A 900-nucleotide genomic window follows, 5' to 3' on the forward strand; every position below is an offset into this window, starting at 1 on the left:
ACCTTCACCGATGACGATGCAGATAACAGGCACTCGAAGGCCGGCCATCTCAAACAGGTTTTTGGCAATAGCTTCACTTTGTCCTCTTTCTTCAGCTGCTCGTCCAGGGTATGCCCCCTTCGTATCAATAAAACAGATAATTGGCCTGTTAAATTTGTCAGCCTGTTTCATCAGACGAAGCGCTTTTCTGTAGCCTTCAGGATGCGGCATCCCAAAATTGCGGACTAGGTTTTCCTTCGTGTCTTTGCCGCGCTGATGCCCGATTACCGTTACAGGGAGGCCGTGGAACTTCGCAATCCCGCCGACAATGGCTTCATCGTCCCCGTACGCTCTGTCTCCGTGACATTCAAAAAAGTCGGTAAACAGGTGTTCGATATAATCAAGAGTTGTCGGACGGTCCGCCAGACGCGCGATTTGAACCCGGTCCCATGGCTTCAGATTTTTGTAAATATCATCCTGAAGCTTAGCGAGACGGTCTTCGAGCCGTTCGATTTCCGCACTTAGATCCATATCGGAATCTTGGGTGAATTTTTTTAGTTCGGCGATTTTGGTTTGCAGTTCAATCACCGGTTTCTCAAATTCTAATCTTGGAGCCACTCAATGTCACCTCCTGTTTGATGCATATCCAGCAGATTTTCTAACGTTTTTTTCATATCGTCGCGATGAATAACCGCATCAAGCTGTCCATGTTTTAATAAAAATTCAGCCGTTTGGAAGTCCTCAGGCAGTTTTTCTCCTATTGTCTGTTCAATAATCCGTCTTCCGGCAAAACCGATCAGCGCGCCAGGCTCAGCGAAATTGTAATCGCCAAGGGATGCAAAGCTTGCTGATACGCCCCCGGTAGTCGGATGCGTCATTACTGAAATAATAAGACCCTGTTCTTCACTGAACAGTTTTAAC

Annotated in this window: 1 protein-coding gene and 1 pseudogene; both read right to left on the reverse strand. The window is 47.0% G+C overall.

Annotation, left to right across the window (positions count from 1 at the left end; genetic code table 11):
- Positions 1-597: acetyl-CoA carboxylase carboxyl transferase subunit alpha (gene accA / locus RAC86_RS39215; protein ID WP_377887010.1), on the reverse strand; the 597-nt coding region annotated here is incomplete at its 3' end.
- Positions 582-900, reverse strand: a pseudogene (locus tag RAC86_RS39220) (acetyl-CoA carboxylase carboxyl transferase subunit beta); the annotation flags it as partial. The pseudogene RAC86_RS39220 and the gene accA, both read right to left, overlap by 16 nt.

Source organism: Bacillus sp. LR_5 (assembly GCF_042709275.1).